Source organism: uncultured Methanobrevibacter sp., from assembly GCF_902771435.1.
Taxonomy (GTDB): Archaea; Methanobacteriota; Methanobacteria; order Methanobacteriales; family Methanobacteriaceae; genus Methanocatella.
Map to the genome: position 1 here is coordinate 1 of NZ_CACXXB010000035.1, position 17,305 is coordinate 17,305.

18 protein-coding genes and 1 pseudogene are annotated in these 17,305 nt (G+C 35.6%); 7 read left to right on the plus strand and 12 right to left on the minus strand.

The window, feature by feature from the left end; translation table 11 throughout:
- The 8 genes and pseudogenes from QZU83_RS08640 to QZU83_RS08675 all read right to left on the minus strand — a co-directional run.
- A pseudogene (locus QZU83_RS08640) lies at positions 1–2,801 on the minus strand (hypothetical protein); the annotation flags it as partial.
- 1,563 nt (positions 2,802–4,364) lie between these two features.
- Complete coding sequence (locus QZU83_RS08645) at positions 4,365–4,946, minus strand: 30S ribosomal protein S3ae (RefSeq protein WP_295611404.1); 582 nt, start codon at positions 4,944–4,946, stop codon at positions 4,365–4,367.
- Positions 4,947–5,363: 417 nt separating this feature from the next.
- Positions 5,364–5,684, minus strand: a complete 321-nt coding sequence (locus QZU83_RS08650) for a NifB/NifX family molybdenum-iron cluster-binding protein (protein ID WP_295611406.1) — start codon at positions 5,682–5,684, stop codon at positions 5,364–5,366.
- 2 nt (positions 5,685–5,686) lie between these two features.
- Entirely contained in the window at positions 5,687–6,256 is a 570-nt protein-coding gene (locus QZU83_RS08655; protein WP_295611409.1) for a flavodoxin family protein, read from the minus strand.
- A gap of 10 nt (positions 6,257–6,266) precedes the next feature.
- Complete coding sequence (gene mtnP, locus QZU83_RS08660; protein ID WP_295611412.1) at positions 6,267–7,025, minus strand: S-methyl-5'-thioadenosine phosphorylase; 759 nt, start codon at positions 7,023–7,025, stop codon at positions 6,267–6,269.
- A gap of 7 nt (positions 7,026–7,032) precedes the next feature.
- Entirely contained in the window at positions 7,033–8,481 is a 1,449-nt protein-coding gene (locus tag QZU83_RS08665) for an RtcB family protein (protein ID WP_295611414.1), read from the minus strand.
- Between the two features lie 175 nt (positions 8,482–8,656).
- Positions 8,657–8,977, minus strand: coding sequence for a hypothetical protein (locus QZU83_RS08670; protein ID WP_295611417.1), 321 nt, complete (start codon positions 8,975–8,977; stop codon positions 8,657–8,659).
- 32 nt (positions 8,978–9,009) lie between these two features.
- The gene (locus tag QZU83_RS08675) at positions 9,010–9,423 is read right to left on the minus strand and encodes an archease (protein WP_295611420.1); all 414 of its coding nucleotides are present in this window, start codon (positions 9,421–9,423) and stop codon (positions 9,010–9,012) included.
- Positions 9,424–9,510: 87 nt separating this feature from the next.
- On the opposite strand from QZU83_RS08675, the gene QZU83_RS08680 reads away from it, so the two are divergent.
- Positions 9,511–9,690 carry a hypothetical protein gene (locus QZU83_RS08680; protein ID WP_295611423.1) on the plus strand — a complete coding sequence of 60 codons (180 nt, stop codon included), beginning with the start codon at positions 9,511–9,513 and terminating at the stop codon, positions 9,688–9,690.
- Positions 9,691–9,797: 107 nt separating this feature from the next.
- Here the strand turns inward: QZU83_RS08680 and QZU83_RS08685 are convergent, their stop codons facing one another.
- Together QZU83_RS08685 and QZU83_RS08690 are read right to left on the minus strand one after the other, a co-directional pair.
- Positions 9,798–10,907, minus strand: coding sequence for an ORC1-type DNA replication protein (locus QZU83_RS08685; RefSeq protein WP_295611426.1), 1,110 nt, complete (start codon positions 10,905–10,907; stop codon positions 9,798–9,800).
- 33 nt (positions 10,908–10,940) lie between these two features.
- Positions 10,941–11,660 (minus strand): 6-hydroxymethylpterin diphosphokinase MptE-like protein, encoded by a 720-nt coding sequence (locus tag QZU83_RS08690; RefSeq protein ID WP_295611428.1) that lies wholly within the window; start codon positions 11,658–11,660, stop codon positions 10,941–10,943.
- Positions 11,661–11,882: 222 nt separating this feature from the next.
- Here QZU83_RS08690 and QZU83_RS08695 point away from each other — a divergent pair, with 222 nt between their 5' ends.
- Together QZU83_RS08695 and QZU83_RS08700 are read left to right on the plus strand one after the other, a co-directional pair.
- Complete coding sequence (locus QZU83_RS08695) at positions 11,883–12,866, plus strand: hypothetical protein (RefSeq protein ID WP_295611431.1); 984 nt, start codon at positions 11,883–11,885, stop codon at positions 12,864–12,866.
- Between the two features lie 70 nt (positions 12,867–12,936).
- Positions 12,937–13,203: a hypothetical protein gene (locus QZU83_RS08700; RefSeq protein ID WP_295611433.1), complete on the plus strand. Its 267-nt coding sequence runs from the start codon at positions 12,937–12,939 to the stop codon at positions 13,201–13,203.
- A gap of 15 nt (positions 13,204–13,218) precedes the next feature.
- Here the strand turns inward: QZU83_RS08700 and QZU83_RS08705 are convergent, their stop codons facing one another.
- A complete protein-coding gene (locus QZU83_RS08705; RefSeq protein WP_295611435.1) occupies positions 13,219–13,866 on the minus strand; it encodes a YitT family protein in 648 nt (215 codons plus the stop codon).
- 242 nt (positions 13,867–14,108) lie between these two features.
- Here QZU83_RS08705 and QZU83_RS08710 point away from each other — a divergent pair, with 242 nt between their 5' ends.
- From QZU83_RS08710 to QZU83_RS08725, 4 genes are all read left to right on the plus strand, one after another.
- A complete protein-coding gene (locus QZU83_RS08710) occupies positions 14,109–15,251 on the plus strand; it encodes an alanine--glyoxylate aminotransferase family protein (protein ID WP_295611437.1) in 1,143 nt (380 codons plus the stop codon).
- Between the two features lie 382 nt (positions 15,252–15,633).
- Positions 15,634–16,053 carry a GerW family sporulation protein gene (locus QZU83_RS08715; protein WP_295611441.1) on the plus strand — a complete coding sequence of 140 codons (420 nt, stop codon included), beginning with the start codon at positions 15,634–15,636 and terminating at the stop codon, positions 16,051–16,053.
- A gap of 10 nt (positions 16,054–16,063) precedes the next feature.
- Positions 16,064–16,645: a DUF2953 domain-containing protein gene (locus QZU83_RS08720; protein ID WP_295611444.1), complete on the plus strand. Its 582-nt coding sequence runs from the start codon at positions 16,064–16,066 to the stop codon at positions 16,643–16,645.
- Positions 16,638–16,898, plus strand: a complete 261-nt coding sequence (locus tag QZU83_RS08725) for a hypothetical protein (protein ID WP_295611446.1) — start codon at positions 16,638–16,640, stop codon at positions 16,896–16,898. Before QZU83_RS08720 ends, QZU83_RS08725 begins: the two co-directional genes overlap by 8 nt.
- A gap of 46 nt (positions 16,899–16,944) precedes the next feature.
- Here QZU83_RS08725 and QZU83_RS08730 read toward each other — a convergent pair.
- On the minus strand, positions 16,945–17,305 hold a 361-nt coding region (locus tag QZU83_RS08730; protein WP_295611449.1), incomplete at its 5' end, for a thiamine pyrophosphate-dependent enzyme.

The window sequence follows — 17,305 nt, forward strand, 5'->3', positions numbered from 1 at the left end:
GTGATTGTAATGTTATCCCCAGTAAGACAAATTGTACCACCTTTTGAAGTGGATGCACCGGTTACAGGATCTGCAAATGCCACACCAACACAGTTATAACAGGTTATATTCTTAATAAGACCTGAATCACCTTCCCAGTTGATTGCACCACCGTCATCTCCGGTAGTATCATTGTTGAATAATGAATTTTCAACAGTGAAGTTGGATGAATTTTTAGCAATGTTGAGTGCACCACCATCACGACGGGCATAGTTATAGTTAAATTCAGAGTTTGTGATTGTACAATCGTGAGCGCCTATATCAAATGCAATAGCTCCACCGTGACCTGTGAGTTTATAATCAAGTTTAGTATCTGCACGAGCATCATTTCTTTCTTTAGTGTAATCGTTCCAGGTGTTAGTAGCAATACCTAATGCCTCGTTTCCAATGAAAGTACATAAATCAAATGTCACATTATGGTTATCCTGCAAGAACACTGCTCCTCCACGACCGGCTGCAGTAGCGTTAATGAATGTGACATTACAAACATTAATGAATGAACCGGTAAACATAATAGCGCCCGCATCACCACCTGTAGTATTGGTATCCCAGTGACTGGAATCCCATCCGGCGTAATTTACTCTTTTATCTTTACTTTGTTTTAAAGTTCCACCATTGGATTGGGTATTAATAATAGTGATGTTTTTCATGTCAGCATACCAACCGTCGTAATAGATTGCACCTGCAGAACGGGCTGCTTGAGTACCGTTGAATACAGAGTTGTAGATTTTACCGTAGTTTGCACCAGCCAGCCAGTCTACTCCACCACCGTTTGTACCTGAGGTACAGTTAGTGAATGTACATAAGTCAAATGTTACATTGTCAGATCCTGTCATGTATGCTGCACCACCACGACGAGCGGAGTTTGAATCTACAAAAGTACAGTTGTATATGAAACCAACATCACCACCCCAATAGATAGTACCACCATCTCCTCCAAGATAATGGTCTACTGCCCAGTCAACTGGAGAAATAATAGAATCAGAAACATTAATATCCTCTTCATCTAACTGTTTCCATGAATATCCATATGGTGAGGAACTATTAGCAACTGCAACATAAGATTCGAAATGAAGCCTGTTAGCAGAAGATGAGTAATTGAGCACAACTAACTTATTTACATAACTTGATATAGATGACTCTGATGGTAATTGGCTATGTTGAAGGACAACAATATTACCTTTAGTAAAACTACCATCAGCATCAATAACCACTTTATCTGCCATAGTTAGAGGCATGGTATATTGCCAATTTTCACCGGTAGCCCTATTGTCAACAAATCTGGAATTCTTAATAGTACCATTGAGTCCATTCCAGTAGACTGCACCACCATTACGTTTAGCAGTGTTGTTGATGAAAGTAGTATTAATCAGTGCACCATCTTCAGCACCATGATACCAATCAATAGCACCACCATTCACACCAGCAATATTGCTGATGAAGGTACAAGTATCAAATATATTATTACTGCAAATACCTTCACTGCTTCCTTGTAAGTAAACAGCACCACCATGATTATTAGCTACGTTGTCTGTAAAAGTAGAGTCATATACTGTACCATTAGAACCTACCCACATGATAGCTCCACCATTACCTCCGGAAGTAATATTACCATAAGAGTCAACATCTTCCTTAATACCTAAAGCAGTATTGTTAGTAAAGTTGGAATTCCTGATTTCACCACGAATACCAGACCAGAATATAGCACCACCAGACCTATTAGCCACATTATTCTCAAATACAGAATTAAGAACATGACCATTTCTAGCACCACGATACCAATCAATAGCACCACCATTCACACCAGCAATATTACTAATGAAGGTACAAGTATCAAACACAGTATTGTTACAAAGCCCTTCAATACTACCTTGCAAGTAAACAGCACCACCTTTATAAGTAGCATTATTATCAACAAAAGTACAATTATAAACACTACCATCAGAACCTGTCCACATAATAGCTCCACCATTACCGCCATAAGTAACGTTACCATAAGAGTCTTCATATGGAACAATACCTAAAGCGGCATTATTGGTAAAGTTAGAATCTTTAATAATACCATTAGCACCATACCAGTATACAGCACCGGCAGACCTATTAGCTATATTATTATTAAATGTTGTACCAGTAATAGTAGCTTGGGATGAACCTCTATTGAAGTCAACTGCACCACCATTAATACCCGCAGCATTACTATCAAAGTAACAGTTCAAGATTGAATCACCTGCATCAGGTCCGAAGAACACAGCACCACCATGTTCACTAGCAGTGTTGTTAATGAATTTACAATTATCTAATGTTAATTTACCATCTGAAAATATAGACCCTCCGTTACCGGTAGCATTACCATTGATAAATGTAATTCCTTTTAAAGTTACAGATTTACCATCGGCAATATTGAATATTCTAGACTTATGATCAGCGTCAATGATTACATTACCATTACCATCAATAACTATATCATGGTCTATTAAAATACCTGCATTGCCTGTATCTGTACTTTTATATGTATAATTCTTAACCAGAGTTAACTCTGATACACCATTTACTGCGTCTTGCAAGTCGCTGAATGAATCTGCATTCGCCACTTCCGCCAAACTGTTTGTATCAGAGCTAGGAAGTGCATATGCAGAGACATTGGAGACTGACAAGACTTTGCCGTCAGTGCTATTTGATCCTCCATCTGCAGCAGATACTGCCTGAAGTGAGAAAATAACACATATCAATAAAATTATTGTCAATATCTCTTTTTTATTCATAATACACCCCCTCCCATATTTCTTGATATGATCTTTCATCATATCAGGGAGAGTCTATCGTGATATATATATTGATATTTACTAATATATATATTTTAGTTATTGAATTTTACAGAAAAAATTTAAAATAGTTATAATATAGGATAATCAATATTAAATGATATAAAAAAATATTCCAATAAAATTAAATAAAATATAAATATTGCATAATAATATTAAATAAAAAATATTTAGTTAAGCCTAAATTAAATTAATTTCAAAAATAAAAGAACAAAATAAACATGAAAGACAATACAAATCAGGAATCATAAATAATTCTAAAAAAATATAAAAATTCTAAATTTTATTCATAATTTTATGAAAAAATCTTTGCAAAAGTGCTAAAAAATGAATTTTTTATATCCAATTAAAATTAGCCAAATCCCAAACAAACAAATGTGAAACACTTGTTCGATTAATATCAAACTAAATCTGAATTAATTAAACCTAACCTTAACAATATTTTACAAAACCGCACCAGTTAAAAAATGGGATTAGTAAATGTAAAAATATATTACATAGTTTAAAAATGAATAATTTAATAAAAGATTAACATATAACTAAAAAATTAAAGGAAAATAAAGGCGTAACTAAGCAAAAAAAGGCATTAGTGGCCAGTTAGCAATACGCAATTTATGATTTGTCTGCTGAAGGAAAAATAAGATCCGTGAAAAAAATGATATTTCATAGTTATCATGCACATATTTCCAACATATTCCGTACATATAGTTTCGGCAAACAGCTTATTTTAAAACGAAACAGTGATATCTCCAATAAACAATTAGTCAACACAAATGAAAAACGTCAGGAATACTCAAATCTGCGTTTAAATGTAAAAGAGGTTACCTACACAAATGTTGAATATTTGAAGATTCCATCAAAATCCCAAATTTTAACTAAAATAAATGACCTATTTCAATAAGATGATGTATATGTGATAACTCATTTACACCATTTTCTAAAGGTTAATTTTGAATAAGTTATCCAGATAGGATAATTAATAAAAAATAATCAAACGATATAAAATAATTACAGACACATACAAAAAATAACATGTGATTAAAAGAAATTATAAAGAAATGAAAAAAAATAGGTACCATTATTTAATTAAACTGGATTGTATAGCTTCACTATCCAATACTGTCGACTGATTCAATTATAGAAATGCATATTGAATACTGATTCGATTAAATTGCACCATCATTTTAGATGTGTATAATATTTAATGAATTTTGGGGAGTTTCATCTGGAAAAATTACAATGACCAATATAATCTATAACATGACATCAAATTCCCGGTTGAACCACATTTCAACATAGGATACAGTTGATTGACAATAGACAATAGAAAAAAATTTCAGAAAAAATAAAGTCAACATATCAATAAAAATAATATAAAATATTAAACAAAGATTCCTAAATTGTAGATAGTAGAAAAATAATCCCTAAAATCAATAGAAAATTTTAAACAAAAAAAATATATTGTATATAAAAAATTAAAAAAAAGAAGTAAAAAAAGCAATCTTATTTGATTACTTTACTTTTGATGATTTCTACTCTTTTGAGAGGGTAGATTTTTTTAGCGTTGTGGTAAATTTCAGATGCTAATTTACCGTTTACGCAAACTTTTACCAAGTCATCAAATGATCTTTCAGCTGCTGCTTCTCTGAGTAAATCTTCAATGGTTTTTCTCATGAATCTTTGTTGGGAAGATTTAGCTCTTCTTACGGTTACAGCTAAAACTTGGAGTTTTAATTTGCGGTCATCTTTAGTTTTAACAATTGCGGAAGCATCGATTCTGGAAGTTCCTCTTCTAATCATGCTTCTTACATAATCGGTAGTTGTTTTGTGTCCTGTGAATTTGGTGTTTGCAACATTACCTGCAACATTATCGATTTCAAACCTGAGTTTGATGTATTGTTTTGAGAAATCTCCGGTTAATTCCCTCATGGTAACTTCTACTCCTCTACCTATGAGAAGTTCTGGATCTTTTGCTGGAGTTTCTCCGATTTCTTTATCTTCAAAGTTCACTGGTGTTTTAATAGTATACCAGGATTTTTCTTTCCATGTATCACGTACTCTGCGTCTTGATTTTGCTTTTGCCATTATATCAACCGTTTAATTTAATAATTTATTATATATTGTAATTTAGCGTTTCGCCATTTAATTTTAAAAATAGTCTTAAAACTGGTAGTTTACAAAATACTACACTAACTAAACTGTAAAAATGATTTTAAATAAGTATATATTTACAATCGTTTATTCGACTATTGTGAGCTCTGCTCACCTTATTTAAAGAAATATTTGTAATTAAGTTTTATTTTTTTAAAACCCGCCCATAAAGGTTGTTATTATTTATTTAATTCATGTTATATAAAGATTATTGAAATCTTAGAAAATAGCTAAAATTTTATAAAAAATAAAAAAATAAAAATTTCACATATTTCCAAATGCTTTTGAAAAGAAATGAAAATGAGCCCTAAATTGAAAATAAAGCTCAAATAGTCTGTTTTGAAAATATGATTAATTATTCATGAAGTTATAATGATCAATGTATCTTTGCAGAACCTCATCAATCGGACCTTCATCCATGACAAGCTTAATTCCGGCATCATCAGCCTTGATTTTGGATTTGAACCCATACTGAACTGCAATTAATACATCACAATCTTCACAGGCTTTTAGGACTTTACTTCCCTGATGTTTTGCATCATCAGCAATCTCAACTGATCTCATTTCCACAAAGCTCAATTCATCATAATAATCGTAGACATATACTGATTTTCCACGTCCCAAATGCAAATCTACATTTTCACCGTCAGATGACACTACAGCCAAACGCATTTTTAATCCCTTACCTTCTTGATTATTTTTGCAACATTCGCTCCGAAAAGCCTGATTGTCTCTATTCCTTCAGTGTCTGCCAAAGCGGTTCCTTCAGGACCTGCAATTACCATGTTCCAGTATGTGCTTCCTGCAAGAATCATGTTGTTGATTGTAAAAAACATGGACATTTCCTGGAGCGTTAATGTAACTCCCCCACGCCTTGCAACCGCAATTGGCCCTCCGACCATCCAGTCGAGGAACTTGTCCCCTCCACGGGAGACCTTGCCTATTCTTTGAAGTGCAGACATTATGTCGCCTCTTGCGGTTCCGAAGTATACCGGCGCTGCAGGTATGAATCCGTCGGCATGCCTGATTTTTTCTATTATTTCATCCAAACCGTCCGGAAGAATACAGTTGCCCTTTTCAGCACATTTTCCACATGCAATGCAGGATAAAACGTTCTTTCCTTTAAGAGAGATGATTTCGGCTTCAACGCCTTCCTTTTCGATTTCACGTGCGCATTGCTCCAGAACAATTTTAGTGTTTGAATTTGCCCTTGGGCTTGCATTTAATAAAATAACTTTGCTCATATTATCACACTTACACTTCTGCACCATCTAATGCATGATGGCACATGCAATCTGAGGAATCATCCACATTTTTAATAAAATTGTAAATCAGTTCAAGTAGCTCAACTTCTTTTTCAGCCACCATTTCAAACACTTCATCGATTGTCAGTTCCTGCTCGGAGATTCCTGCAGCAAAGTTGGAAACGATGCATATTGAATTGTAGCACATTTCCCTTTCACGTGCCAGAGTAACCTCAGGAAGTCCGGTCATTCCAACCAGGTCTCCTCCAAGCATCCTGAACATTTTAATTTCAGCAGGAGTTTCAAACCTTGGTCCTTCAGTGCATACATAGGTTCCGCCAAGTATCACGTCACCGCATTCGGCCAGAACATCCCTTAAAGAAGGACAATATGGTTCGGTTACGTCAATATGGACCACCTTGTCTTCAAAGAATGTTTTTGCCCTGTTTTGTGAGAAATCCAAAAAGTCATCTGGGATAACAAATGAGCCTGGAGGCATTTCCTCATTCATTGAACCGACTGAGTTGGTGGCTATTATTTTGGTAACGCCCACTGATTTTAAAGCATCGATATTGGCTCTGAAATTAATTTTATGAGGCGGAATTGAATGACCTGACGCATGACGGGGAATGAATGCTACCTTTTTGGAAAATATGTCCAGAATTGAAACTTCCACTTCCCCATAGGCTGTCTTAACAGTTTCTGTAGTGCAGGAGTCTGCCTTCTGAGTAATCTCATATACGCCGCTTCCGCCGATTATTCCGATCATTTTAAAACTATCCTTTACAAACTGCCAGTGGTCTGAGTTTGGCAACGAGTTTAGCAATTCCTGTGCTGTCTGATACCCTTACGACACTATCAACGTCCTTGTAGGCTCCAGGCGCTTCCTCTTCTATTACATGTTTGCTTGTAGCTTTAATCCTGATTCCTTTTGAAGCCAGATCGGATGTGATTTCATCTGCATCATAATCCTTTTTGGCACGGGATCTTGAAAGGACTCTGCCTGCACCGTGAGCTGTGGACCCGAAAGTTTCCTCCATTGCGGTTTCGGTTCCGTGAAGCACATATGAAGCGGTTCCCATTGTTCCAGGAATCAATACCGGCTGTCCGACTGCCCTGTATTTTTCAGGGACTTCTTCCCTTCCAGGACCGAATGCACGTGTGGCGCCTTTTCTGTGAACCAAAAGGTCTTCCTGGCGGTTGTAAACCTTGTGGTTTTCCATTTTAACGATATTGTGGGCAACATCATAAACGATATCCATTTCCATATCCTTTGCGGATTTGCCAAGTACGTCCTCAAAGGATTCGCGAATCCAGTGAGTCATCATTTGCCTGTTTGCCCATGCATAATTGGCAGCAGCAGCCATAGCCTGAATGTAGTTTTGAGCTTCTTTTGAATCTAGAGGAGCGCATGCAAGCTGTCTGTCATTAAGCTGGATTTTGTATTTCTTATAGGCCTTGTCCATAATCCGGAGATAGTCTGAACATACCTGGTGTCCGCAGCCTCTTGAACCTGAATGAACCATGACAACAATCATTCCCTTTTCAAGGCCGAATACCTTTGCAACCTCTTCATCATATATCTCTTCAACTTCCTGAACTTCCAAAAAGTGGTTACCGGAACCCAAAGACCCTAATTGAGGAATTCCTCTTTTTTTAGCTTTATCTGAAACAATGCTTGAATCTGCGTCAAGCATCCTTCCGTTTTCTTCAAGAACTTCCAAATCTTCCGGCCATCCGTAACCGTTTTCAACTGCCCATTCTGCACCATAATCAAGAACTTTATCAATTTCGCCTTCTTCGAGTCTGATTTTACCTTTGCTTCCAACTCCTGAAGGAATGTTTTTAAAGAGCTTTTCTGTAAGTTCATCGAGGTGGTCTTCGATATCATCAATGGTTAAATTGGATCTGATAAGCCTGACACCACAGTTAATGTCAAAACCGACTCCACCAGGTGATACGATACCGTTTCTCATGCTGAATGCCGCAACGCCGCCAATCGGGAATCCATATCCGAAGTGAATGTCCGGAAGTCCGATGGAGTATCTTTGAACGCCCGGAAGACAGGCAACATTGACTATCTGTTCAACAGCACCTTCCTCCAGACTGTCAAAAAATTCGTCTGCAATATAAAACCTTCCGGAAGCCCTCATTTTTTTGTCATAGGTTCCCGGAATTTCATAAACGTTATCCCTAACTTTTTTGATTTCATCTTTAATTGTCATAAACATCACAAAATTTGTTATATTTTAATATTTGTTTGTGGTGTTTAAATAAGGTTTGCTAAAAAATGAAATTTTAGGGGCATTTATATGAATCTTCAAAAGAATACTCTCTAAAAATTAAAAAAAGCAATAGCTAAAAAAAGTCCCGTTAAAGTTAAATTCCCCTGAAATCAGATTATTTTCTAAATAATGCAGATATTCCGGCAATAAGTAAAAATATTGCACTTAAAACATTGATGTAGTCTGATCCGAGTATTACAAACATTGTCGCAATAAGGAATCCGACACCCGCCAGCTCCGTATGTGTTTTAACATAACAGCTTGAAAGGATACCCAAAAGTGATGCTATAATGGCTATCAAGCCTAAAAAAGGAGTATGTGCACTGCCTGCCTCTTTTAAGAATATTAAAAAAGAACCTGAAAATATTCCAATGATGGAACCTGTCAAGCCCATCAACATTTCAAAGTTTCTTGATAAAGTTGTTGTTCTTTTCATGTTTAATAATATGTTTTTGTCATTATATATATTTACAAGTCGACTATTGCCCTTAACTTTACATTATCTGTCTTTTTAACTTCCATCTTGTGGAATGTAATGGCCTTTATTTCCGTTTTTCTCTCATGCTTGTCCCAGTCAATCTCTTCACCTGCGATTGTTGCTTTTAAATGCAAATCTGCATCTATTTCAACATGAAATTCGCTGAAAAGCATGAAATCTATCTCGTGATGGAACAATAACTCCTCCAGATAATCGTAAAGAAGAGAAACTTCGTCTTCTGATGTTATTTCGAATGTTATTTTGGATTTTGGCTCCACATCCTCTGTATCGGTTATTATGTTAAACATTGCAACACTGGCATTTTCAAAAGCCTCGTTTAAATTTTTGCCGTATGCATTAAAGCCTATATCCGCTGTAGCTTCAAAATATTCATATTTTTTCATGATTTTCCCCGAAAATAATACTCATCAAATGCTCTCTTGCTCTTTGTTTATATATGTACTTTGAACAATTAAAATATAGTGATTAACATGTTGAGAAATAATGACACCACAATTCAAGCAGATTTAAGAAAAAAAAGTTCAATAGTAGATGAAATTACATACAGCAACATAGACATTCAATCTTGCATGGTAATGCTTGGAGTAATAACAGCATTGCTATTATCTGTTATTTCTGTTGTAGCGGCTCAAAATCCGTTTTTCATATAATGGATTTGATTTTTTTTACAATACCAAACCCTTGGCTGCTCATTAGATTTCAAGCTTACCATGCAAAAAATCTAATGTTAACAGAAACTAATTTCCCTCAGGAAGGGCTAGATGTTATAATCTTCGGGGTTGAAACGCAGAATGATCTGGCGGGAATTGCCCCGTGACCCTTTTCCTGAATATTTGGTATCTACAAGTCTTACAAATTCCAATTTATCTAAAATACGGTTGAATGATGCATAGCTGGAACCTGTCTTTTGCTTATACTCATCACCTAACTTTTTGGCAGTATAATTTCCGTCATTGTCCACTATCATCTTCAATACTTCTTTTTCATCATCACTTAGGGATTTCAATGTTTCGACAACATTGACGGAAACCAGTGATTCAATGGCCTTATCGAAGTGTTCCTGGGTAATTTCACGGCTTGCTGAAGCCTCAGCGATATTTCCGCAGGATTTTAGAAGGTTGATTCCCACCCTCAAATCGCCGTTTTCGAGAGTATACATTGAAATCTGCTCCAGTATGTCATCGGACAATACTCCAGGGAAAAATCCGGCATTTACGCGGTCCCTTAAGATGTTTTCGATTTCATTGTATGTATAAAGAGGAAACATTATTTCCTGAGGAATGAATACTGTGTTGACGTTTTTGTCAAAGGCATATTTGAATTCCAAATCGGACAGTATTGCAAAAATAGAAGTTCTCACGCCAGGATATTCCTCATATGCTCTTAATATATCATAAACGACCTTGTTTGCATGTTTTGTCTGGAACAGATAGTTGATATCATCAAATGCAATTACAAGGGATTTTCCTTTCTTTTGAAGTTCGCTCATGATTTGGGTATAAACCCTTGAAAATGGAACTCCAGTTTCCGGAGGCATGAAACCGAACACCTTTTTGTGAATCTGTGAAAATATTCCGAAACGGGTTGAATGAATCTGGCAGTTAATGTAAACGCAGACAACCTTTTCCGTGGTTTTTTCGACAAGTTCAAAGACCTTTCTGATTGCGGTTGTCTTACCTGTTGCCGGTGAGCCTAAAATGATTGCATTTGACGGCTGTCCTCCTCTCATGGCAGGCCTTATTGCCATCGCCATTGCCTCCATCTGTGTGTCTCTGAAATTATAATTAGGAGGTACATAATCCGGATCAAAAGCATTTATATTTTGAAAAAGGCTTTCATCATACATTAAAATATCTTCGATTCCCATGTTATCTAAATATGTTTAAAATATTATAAAAGATTATTCTTTTAAGTTAATTATTTCGACATTCTCGTTTTCTTTTATCCAATTGGTGAACTTTTCTGCATACATCAGCTTTTTTTTCTTGAATTCATCGGCCTGACCCAGTACGTCAGGAAGGTTAGGTCTTGAATATTTGGTTACGATGTCTCCGAAATCCATTCCTGCAAGGGTGATTTCTGATGCTCCAAGAGCAACGGCCAAGAATATTGCCCTGTCCCCGTCGGTGAATCCGCCGAAGTTATAGAGATTTCCGACCGGCTGTGCCTGGGTTGTGCCCAGCACATTGTTGAAAAATGAGCTTAAAGAGGCAATTCTTTCCATATTGTCACCATGAGCGTGAATTACAATATTTGCTCCCCTTAAATTTGCAAGCAAAATGTCATCGATGTTTCCGTCTAGATCAGTGACTACGATATCCGGAACTATCTTTTCCTCAATCATTGCGGTTGTTGCGCCGTCAGCTGCAACGAGAACATAATCCCTCAAATCATAATCCTCTTTCAACATTTGAATGTGCTCTTTAATAGAAGGGCCGGCACCGAATACGATGTACTTGTCTGAAAAGCCTACAATTTCTCCCAAATCGTTTAAAGTAAGGCATCCTTCAGTTGACAGTATTTCATCCAGCAGATGTGCGGATTCCTCATCTTTTTCTCTTGAAAATCCAAAATCATCAAGAATTTCTGTATAATATTTTTCCCAGAGACCAAATTCCATATTTAAACCTCACTATATTAATTTTAGCTTTTAATCATTAAATAATTTATCATTTCGAAGATAAAGTAAATATTGATTAAAACTCGTTATATTCTAAAATAAAAGCAATATTGTCTTTTTAGCTTTTAAAAGCTTATATATGAATGATGTATAAAGTATTACTTGCATTAATGTAGTTTTAAAATGATTTCATGAAATCTCAAAGCAAAAAGAGATCAGAATATGAAAGCTAAAAAGATATATCAAATCAATGACCGGACCATGAAATACAAATCATTGATACTCAATAAGCACCAGCACCGCTATTTGAAGTTGCCCGGCAAATTTGAGGCAAGATACCCTCAGGAAATCGTTTTTCCAAACATGAATGCCGGAAGGGCCGATGAATTCTACTCCACAGAAGAAGGCCTGATGGTCAATCTTGAAGAGGAAAGCGGAGAGATAACAGAAAAAGTTTTGGAAAAAATAAGCAATTATGTGGTTTTTGCAGATTTCATGTATTCCAAACGGCCATATTCCGCAATAATCTGCCACAAGGATCCTGGAAAGCTTTTTGAATATTATGAAAGGTCCCCTTCAATAATAATTAAAGTGCACTACATATACATTCCACAGGAAACCCTCTGGAGGAAATATGAAAACATTATTAAGAAAATAAAACAAAAAGAACAATTAATTATAGATGAAACGTTGGACATTGCATTTGTTCCAAAGTTCATCTCAAAAGAAAATGGGAAATTCATTACTGAATCACTATCCAAAGCATTTAAACATGCTAAAATCCATGAAACCATAATGAAAAGAGATATTGGAGTTCTTTTAGGAGCAATGGTACTTAAACACTTCGACGATGCGAAAAAAATAAATGAACTGATGGAGGAAATCGGCATGAAACAGATTGAAAATGAAATAAAAATCATAGCAAGGGAAGAATTCAAAGAAGAACTTGAAGAAATAGAAAAGGAAAACAATGAACTAAAATTAGAAAACGGCACACTAAAAAATGAAAATGGAACACTAAAAAATGAAAATGGCACACTAAAAAATGAAAATGGAACACTAAAAAATGAAAATGGAACACTAAAAAATGAAAATGGCGAATACAAAAAAGGAATCGAAAAGTTAAAAGAAATGGAAGACTTAAACACTCCCGAAGCAAAAAATATAATAAACTCCAAGAGGCAATATCCTTCAAACACATCATAAACTACAACACATATCCACTTTAAACAAAAAAAATCAAATAATTAATTAAAATAAAAAAAGGAAAAACAACATGTTAGATAAAGATGCAATCCGAATTATAGCAAGGGAAGAATTTAAAGAAGAACTTGAAGAAATAGAAAAAGAAAACAATGAACTAAAATTAGAAAACGGCACACTAAAAAATGAAAATGGAACACTAAAAAATGAAAATGGCACACTAAAAAATGAAAACGGCACACTAAAAAATGAAAATGGCGAATACAAAAAAGGAATCGAAAAGTTAAAAGAAATGGAAGACTTAAACACTCCCGAAGCAAAAAATATAATAAACTCCTGATGATTTAAGATTAAATCATTCATGTACAACATTAACGGCCTCACCTGTAATGCGGGCATATAGATTGCTGATTTGCCTTAACGTATAGCCCACCATGAATGCTGAAATGACTGTTCCAATGTAAACCGCACCAAAAACGTTCGTATACCATAATCCGCACATTATCAGAGCAATTGTAACCATTGTCGCATCAAAACCTATTTTAATTGTTGAAAATCTCCAATCGGTCACGATAGCTACCGCCTCAACACAGCCTTCACCCGGAAGAGGTGCGATATCGGCAGGCATATATACAAATATTCCAAAGGCTATCAAAAAGATACTTATCGCCAGATATGCAATATAATATGGAATTGTATGCTCAAATGGGATAAATGAAACCAGATAAAGGGACAGATCTGTGAAATATCCGAACAGTACGCAGTTAATCAGCTGCAGCAGCCTTCTTTTATTGAATCTTGACCTTAAAATTAAAAACTGAAGCAATATCAGTGCGGCATTAAACACGAAAGTTGTTATTCCAATGTTAATGTTGGTTATTAAAGTCAGAGCATAGGAAATGGAGCTGATCGGAGTTGTTCCAAGCGTTGAGGTAATGGAAAACGCCACACCGACCGACATGATGAACAACCCTACAACAAACTGACAAATCCTCTTAATCATATATTTATTTGAATATAATCAAATATAAAAAACTTACTGAAATATCATTTAATCATGACATATGAAATCAAAATACATTAGCCAAATTTTAAAAAATATGAAATTTTATTAAACAATAACGCAAAATAGAGATTAATTCTATTATTAAAATTGAATAAAGTGATAAATTAAAAATATTTAATAAGTATAAAAACAAAAAATATATATAGCTTGCGATTAAGCTAATATTTTGGAGGAATTTAATGAACGATATCTTATTAATGCTTCCGGGACCAACAACAGTGCACCCTAGAGTACTCAGTGCAATGTCAAAAGCTGTTGTTAACCACAGAGGCGCTAAATATGGTGAAATCTTAACTGAAACTACTGAATTGATGAGTAAAGTTTTCCAAACCCCTAATAATTCTTATTTATTAACTGGATCAGGAACTGCAGCTATGGAAGCAGGTATTGCAAATACTGTAGCACCTGGAGAAAAAATGTTAAATGTAGTTGGTGGAAAATTCGGTGAACGTTTCATGAAAATAGCTCAGGCTCATGGAATCGACACCCAGGAATTGGCAGTTGAATGGGGAACCGCAGTTACCCCTGAAGCAGTCAAAGAAGCTTTAGATGCTGATGAAGACATTAAAGCCGTTAGTGTGATTCACAATGAAACTTCCACCGGTGTTGCTGCACCTATCGAAGAAATAGGTAAAGTAATGAAAAACTATGACGCATTATACATTGTAGATACCGTATCCTCCCTTGGAGGAGACTATGTTGATGTTGAAAAGTTCGGCATTGACGTCTGTCTTACCGGATCTCAAAAATGTCTCGCTGCACCTCCTGGCATGGCAGCAATTACATTAAGTGACGACGCATGGGCTGCTGTTGACAAAATCGAAACCAATACTTTCTATTTAGACTTGAAAGCAGCAAGAAAAAGCGGAGACAAAGTTCCACCTCAAACCCCATACACCCCATCAGTTTCACTCACCTATGCAATGAATGAAGCTTTGAAAATGGTTATGGAAGAAGGAATTGACGAAAGAGTTGCACGTCACCACAAAGCGGCTAAAGCCAGCGTAGCTGCCGTTAAAGCATTAGGTTTAGAATTATTCGCTGATGAAGCTGTTTCATCTGCAACCGTAACCGCAGTCAAAATGCCTGAAGGAATCACAGATGATGAGTTCAGAGGCACCACACGTGACAAATACGGCGTTGAATTGGCTGGAGGACAAGATCACCTTAAAGGAAACATTTTCAGAATCGGACACATGGGAAATATTTCCTACAAGGAACTTACCCAAACCTTTGCGGCAATCGGTATGACCTTAAAAGGTTTAGGTGTAATTGATGATGCAGGCGCAGGTGTTGCATCCATTGCAGAATCATACTTATGATTCTGTTTTCTAATTTTTTTTAATTATCTTTTTGTTATAAGTTATAATCAGCTTATTTTTTTACCCTGAAATTTTTTTTGACATATAAGTTATAACTTTGAAGTTACACTTGAAATGCACCCCTTGAGTTAAAAATTTTAAGTTATAAGTGAAAAGTTACACTTGAAATGCACCTCTCGAGTAAACTTTATAAGTTATAAGTGAAAAGTTACACTTGAAATGCACCTCTCGAGCTAAAAATTTTAAGTTATAAGAAAAAAGTTACACTTGAAACATATGTCTAAAATTCAAAAAAAGTATTACTAATCTGAAGGGACATTCATAACTAAAAATATTTTAAACATTAACGACAAATATAAATTAACGATAGGATGTGAAAACCATGACAAAAAATATCAAAACAACTGTTGAAGAGTTGCATAAACTCATAAACATAGACAATGTAATTGGAAAACCGATCGAAACTGATGACAAAGTCCTCATTCCTGTAATGAGAATGGGAGTAGGATTTGGAGCCGGCGGAAACATCGGTGAAAATGAAGGAACCGAAGCAGTAGGTGCCGGTGCAGGTGTGGAACCTATATCCATGGTAATGATTCCTAAAAAAGGAAATGACGCTGAAGGAGTTCGCGTACTTAACTTAAGCAAAGGAACCGAAACCAATAAAGCATTGACAGACTTAGGTTTAATGATATCTGATCTTGTAAAAAGCTATGTCGGAAACAAGAATGATGACGACTACGATGAGTCAGAATACATAGAACCTGAATATACTACCAAAATAGATGTAGACGAAGAATAGGAACTGCTATATGTTAAACATCCTATTGATGATTATTCTAATAATCATCATATTTATTATTATTTTACTCTACATAGGAGTTAAGATAGCATTCATCTATAATAAAAAAGGCAGCAAATTAAAAGGATGTTTAAAAATACTTATTTTAAAAAAGATTAAGGTCTACTCAATTGAGTTCCCGTCAGAAGATGATGAAAAAGATGAAGATGAAGAAGACGACGAGGAAAATGACCGTGACATCAAAAAAATTTTTGAACTTGCAAAACCATGTTTTGAAGACTTCAAGGAATTTCTAAAATCATTTACCAAATGCATTCATATTGCAAAACTTGAAAACCATCTTGTCTTTGGTCTTGACTCATATGTTGATACTGCAAAATACATCGGATGCATCTGGAGTCTGCTTGTTATTGTTAACAGCACACATGAAAATGCCAGGTTAACTGCAGAGCCTTCATTCACCGGAAGTGTTCTGGATGCGAAGGGTGAAAATGAACTTGACATTAACATCTTGAAACTGATACCTCCGGCAATAAAACTGATTTCCAAAAAAGAGATTCGCAATCTGATAAAAGGTGTTAGAAATGGATGATGATATCAAGCAGCTGGTTGAAGACATCCTGAGGATTGAAGAGGTAACCGAGTATCATTATCGTGAGGTATGCGGATTCACATTTGTCTTTAAAAGAGTGGACTTGTTCATCAATGACCAAATTTCAACCTGTGAAATAAAACCCATCGCAATAATTTATGAAGAAAATGGTAAATATTATCTATCCCATATAGATGTAGTTGATGAAATAGAAGCAGTAGTTAAAGGTTATGTTGAGGAAATATTAAAATAACAACTGACTTTGAAAATATGAAATAACCGGTTAAGGTTAACTCATACTAGGGAAGGGGAATGTCTTCGCTTCGAACAACAACCTCCACAACAAGAGGTCCCCTAAGGTCACTTTCCAGCAGATATTCAAGGTCGGCCAAATTGTCAACTCTCACCCCATCAATCAAATAGCTTGAGGCAAGTTTTACAAAGTCAGGATTTTCAAGTTTTACCTGATATGGTTTCATGTCATAATTCTGCTCTTCCCATTGCCTGATAATTCCAAACTCAGAGTTGTTTATAATGAACACTATGACATCCAGGTCATTCGCCTTCAGGGTGGCCAGCTCCTGGATGTTCATCTGAATGCCGCCATCCCCATTGATTGAAATTACCTGCTCGCCGGTTGCAAGACTTGCACCTATTGCA